Origin of the sequence: Nocardia sp. NPDC049707, from assembly GCF_040674855.1 — a bacterium.
GTDB lineage: Bacteria > Actinomycetota > Actinomycetes > Mycobacteriales > Mycobacteriaceae > Nocardia.
This window is the reverse complement of sequence record NZ_JBFANN010000103.1, coordinates 1-5,552: the sequence shown is the minus strand read 5'-3', so window position 1 is coordinate 5,552 and position 5,552 is coordinate 1. Positions and strand designations below refer to the sequence as shown.

At 65.7% G+C, this 5,552-nt stretch carries 1 protein-coding gene; it reads right to left on the bottom strand.

What is annotated here, in order from left to right; all coding sequences use genetic code 11:
- Positions 1-4,877: amino acid adenylation domain-containing protein (locus AB0J29_RS36920; protein ID WP_364795961.1), on the bottom strand; the 4,877-nt coding region annotated here is incomplete at its 3' end.
- Positions 4,878-5,552: the final 675 nt, after the last annotated feature.

Here is a 5,552-nt window from a genome sequence, read left to right as displayed (position 1 = left end):
GCGCCAACACCCTGCGAGATCAGCAGGCGGGCAAGGCGATTCACCCGCTCGTCAAATTCGCGGTAGGTTAGCTCGGCGCCCTCGCAGGCCACCGCGACCCGATCCGGATGCGCCGCCACCGCGCGCCGGTAGCCGTCCAGCAGCAGCTCCGGTTCGACGGGATGCCGGGTATCGTTCCACTCCAGCAGGATTCGATCCCGCTCGGCGTCCGACAGCATGATGTCGATATCGCCCACCAGTGCGCCGGGATCGCCCAGAAGCGTCTCGAGTACCCGGATCAGCCGTGCGGCAAAGGATTCCACCTGGCCGACGGTGAAACGATCGTTCTGGTACCGCCACGTCAACTCGATCGTCGACTGTGCGATCACCACCAACGTCAGCGGGTAATGTGTATCGTCCGCGAGACCGACACCGGTCACCGAGATGCCGTCGATGGAATCGACGGCGGCGATCGCGTCCCGATCGATCGGGTACGACTCGAAGACCAACAGGCTGTCGAATTGTGCTCCGGCCCCGGCGATCCGCTGTATGTCGGGGAGACCCAGATAGTGGTGGTCGAGCAGACCGGCCTGCTCGCGCTGCAGGCGCTGCAAAAACTCCGCGGCCGCCAGGCGCGCGTCGACGCGAACGCGCACCGGCAACGTGTTGATGAACAGGCCGACCATCGACTCCACACCGGGCAGCTCCGCCGGACGGCCGGAGACCGTGGTGCCGAACACCACATCGTCGCGACTGGTGAGCCGCCCGAGCAGGATGCCCCAGGCCGCTTGCAAGCAGGTATTGACGGTGACGCCGAGCTCGGCGGCCCGCTCGGTGATCCGGCGGGTGCGGTCAGTGTCGATCTCGCTGACCAACTTGACGATCTCATGGCGTTCGACTGCGTGCGGTTGCGGCGCGAGCTGAGTCGGCCCGTCCACCCCGGACAGCGCCTGTGCCCAGGCCCGCAGCGATGCCTCCCGATCCCGTCCAGCCAGCCAGTTCAAGAAGTTGCGGTAGGCCGAAACCCGCGGCAGTACGGACTGATCGCCCCGAGTCGCGTAGAGCACCAGCACATCTCGCATCAGCAACGGCATAGACCAGCCGTCGAGCAGAATGTGGTGGGTGGTGATCACCAGATGCCACTGCTCGGTCGTGCCGGTAGCGGCAGACGCGGTGCGGTACAGCGCGAACCGGATCAGTGGCGCCACCGACATATCGAAGCGGGTCTCGCGCTCGAGCACCGCCAGGCGACGTAGTTCCGACAACCGCTCACCCTCGGGCAGGTGCGACAGATCCACCTCCCGCCACGGCACCTCGACCCGGTCCATGACCAGCTGCACGGCATGGCCGACCGAACTGGTGGCGAACGCGGTCCGCAGGTTGGGATAGCGGTCCAGGATGGCCTGCGCCGCTACCCGCAGTCGCCCACCGTCGACCGGGCCGGCCAGATCTACCGTTGCCTGGGTGGTGTAGACATCGACACTCGACTCGGCCATCAGCGCGTGGAACAACAGGCCGGACTGCAACGGCGACAGCGGCCACACCTCCGACAGCGCGGGGTAATGCTGTTCCCACACTTCGATATCCGACTGGCCTGCGGTAACCAGCGGCAGATCCGACGGCGTCAGACCGCCGGCATCCGGCCGCTGCGCATGCGCGGCCAGTGCGTGCAGCGCGGCGACCCACAGATCGGCGAACTCCTGCACTCGCTCCCGCGACAAGAGCCCGCGCGGGAAGGCGAACGACGCACCCAGCTGCGGACCGTCCGCGCCGTCGGTGACGATCGCGTTGATATCGATGACGCCGTTCGCGGGCATATCCGGATCCATTTGGGCATCCAGCTGCCCCAGATCCGCGACCGGTACCCACCCCAACGCACCGAGTTGCGTAGAAATCTCCCCCGTCGACACTCGGCCCAAATAGTTGAAGCTGATCTGAGTGGCATCGCCGAGTTGAGTGGCGGTCTCCGGGTTCAGATAGCGCAGCAGGCCGTAGCCGAGCCCCTTGTCCGGGACCGCGAGCAGCTGCTCCTTCACCGATTTCACGATGTCGCCCATGGCTTTTCCGCCCGTGAACGCCTCGGCGACATCCGCACCGCCGAGATCAAGCTGCACCGGGTAAGCACTGGTGAACCAACCGACCGTCCGGGACAGGTCCGCGCCGGCGGCGACACCCTCTTCGCGACCGTGACCTTCCAACTTGACCAGAGCGGTACCGCCGGAGGTTTCGCCGCGCCATTTGCTCACCGCCAACGCCAGCGTCGCCAGCAGGCCGTCGTTGACACCACCACGATATCGGCCCGGGATCGCGGTAAGCACCGCATCGGTGACCTCCGCGGGCAATCTCACCTCGACGCGGTCGACCGTTGCGAAGGTGTCCACCGCCGGATCGAATGCGCGCGCGCCGAGCAGCGGTTGTGCGGTAGCCGAAACCTGCTGCCAGAATGGCAGTTCCGCGATCCGCGCTGGATCCTGCGCCGCGTCCAGGAGGGCGTGCGCCCACCGGCGCATCGAGGTTCCGTTGGCGGGCAACTCCACCGGCTGCCCGGCCGCCAGCTGCGACCATGCCACCGCCAGGTCCGGAACCAGAATACGCCAGGACACACCGTCGACCACGAAATGGTGGGCGACGACCAGCAATACGTCACGACGGCCGGCCGACTCCGGGAAGTCGAACCACACAAACTGCGCCATCGACGCGTTCGCGGGATCGAGCCGATCCAGGGCCGCGTCATATTCGGCATTCGCTCGCCGCGACAACTCCGCATCATCGATATCGGCGGGCAGCACAACCCGATGCACCAGGACATCCACGTCCACGGCACCACGCTCGAGCGCCTCGAAGACCCATGTCGGGGTGCCGCGCCGCAACCGAGCACGCAGCACGTCGTGGTGATCGAACACCGCACCGATGGTCGCGACCAAGGTCGCGTGATCGATACCGTCGGGCAATGCCAGCGTCAGCGACTGCGAGAACCGTTCGTATGACCCATCATTGGACAGCGTCGCCGCCAACATCGGCGTCAACGGGATCACGCCCACTCCACCGCCGGGCAGTTCCGCCAACCACTGCTGCTGCGAATCAACGGCGAAGGTGGCGATCTCGGCCAATGCCTCGACGGTGCGATGATCGAAGACATCCCGTGCGGTGAACACGACACCGCGCGCTTTGGCCCGCGACACCAGTTGGATCGACAAGATCGAATCGCCACCCAGCGCGAAGAACGAGTCGTCGAGGCCGACCCGCTCGATACCGAGCACCGCCGCGAACACCTCGGCGATGATCGTCTCTATTTCGCTTACGGGAGCACGGAATTCGCTCGCGGCGAAGACCGGCTCCGGCAGGGCGTTGCGGTCCAGCTTGCCGATCGGGGTGAGCGGAAGCCGGTCGAGCACCATGACCGCCGCCGGAATCATGTACTCCGGCAACCGGTCTGCGACGAAGGTCGTGAGTTCGCCGGTGTCCACATCGGTCCCTGTGTGTGGCAGCACATACGCCACCAGCACCTTCGCACCGGAGGGCAGTGTCTTGCCGAGCGTAACGGCGTAGTCGATATCGGGATGGGCACTCAGCGCATTGTCGATCTCACCGAGCTCGATACGGAAACCACGGATCTTGACCTGGAAGTCCGTCCGGCCCAGATACTCCAGGGTGCCGTCGTCTTTTTGCCGGCGCACCAGATCCCCGGTGCGATACAGCCTTCCCGCAGGGCCTCCGGCGTCCACCTCGAACGGGCTGGCCACGAACCGTTCCGCTGTCAGTCCGGGCCGTCCGAGGTACCCCTCGGCCAGCGCCGCTCCCGACAAATACAACTCACCGGTTACCCCCGCTGGCACCGGCCGCAACCGCGCGTCCAGCACGAAGGCACCCACCCCCGCGAGCACGGTGCCGATCGTGATCGGCTCGTCCGGCTGCAACGCCCCCAGGGTCGCCCACACCGTCGCTTCGGTCGGGCCATACACATTGACGAACCGTCGCCCGTCCCGCGCCCAACGCCCTACCAGTTCAGGACCGCACGCCTCACCGCCGACCGCTACCATCTCGAGGTTGTCGAGCCCGGCCGGTTCCACCGACTCCAGCGCCCCCGGCGTGATGATCATGTGGGTAACCCGCTCACGCCGCAACAGCTCCGTCAGCTCAGCACCGCCGGACGCGTGCGGCGGCGCCACCACCAGAGTTGCCCCCGAGGAGAAGGCCAACAACAGCTCGAGCACCGAGGGGTCGAAATTCGGCGAGCACACATGCAGGACCCGCGAATCGTCTCCTACCCCGGAGACCTCCCGCGCCGCGGCCAGCAGCCCACCGAGACCGGTATGGGTGACCACCACCCCCTTGGGCTTCCCGGTAGATCCCGAGGTGTAGATGACGTATGCGGGGTGCTGTTCGTCCAGCCGGCGGACCCGGTCGGCATAGGAGATCGGATGGGCTGGGCGTTCGGCGATGCGCCCGGCGTGCGCCGGGTCGTCGAGTTCGATCCAGTCCACGGTCCTGCCGAGCACCGACCGGTGCGCCGTGGTGGTCAACCCGAGGACGGCACCGGAATCGGCGAGGATGTGCGCGATCCGGTCGGCCGGGTATGCGGGATCGACGGGCACATACGCGGCACCGGTCTTCGCGATCGCCCAAACCGCCAGCACGGATTCGATGCTGCGCGCGATACCTATCGCCACCACATCACCCGCGCCAACCCCGTGCGCGATGAGTTCACGCGCCCACCGCGACGACATCTCGTCGAGTTCGCGATAGGTCAGCTGACGGTCATCGGACGGATCGCCCGACGGGTTGAACCGGATGGCGACGACGTCAGCGGCGGACTCCACAGCGGCCGCAAGCAAATTTCCGAAGAGCAGACCGACTCGGCGACGACTACCCCGGGCGGAACGACGATCCCTTGCCATTTCCGGTACTACACCTCTCACCTATTGCGCGCCTGAAGACCGCGCCCGCATAATGGAACGCACGTACTTCACTACGGACGGCTGTGGTCGCACAGCCAAGCGTTCGAGCCTACAAGAGCGAACTTGTCGCATATCTCCAAGAGCAGGAATCTGTTACAGCATTCGCTCGAAGAAACACGATCGACCCCACAACGCGGCCTGTGACAGCCTAGGTGAAGGTCGGCCACGACGTTCCCACTCCCGGCCGCAACCCTCGAATCAGTGCACTTTCGCTATCGCGGTAACGCACACGGCTCCTCGAGGCTCCCCCGCACAAACGAAATCGCCGCCGTTGGTCACACCCACTGACAACTGCGTTCGCATCATCAGTGCAGATAACTCGCCGATCACCGGCACTGCGGTTCGTCGAGAAGCCCGACCTGCGACCGGACCGGTCGTCACCGGTAAACGTGATTTCCGCAATATTTCTGCATAAGCGGGTTCGACGCCGGAAGTCGACGTGACTGTTGTCACAGCGATCAGCCGAAGTATCGGTGCGTTGGTCGCCGCGCGCGATGACGAGGACCGGCTCAGCGAGGCCGAGTTGGTCAATCTGGGTATCGGCTTGCTCATCGCGGGCCACGAGACCACGGCCAATCAGATCGCCAACTTCACCTATGTGCTGCTGACCGAGCG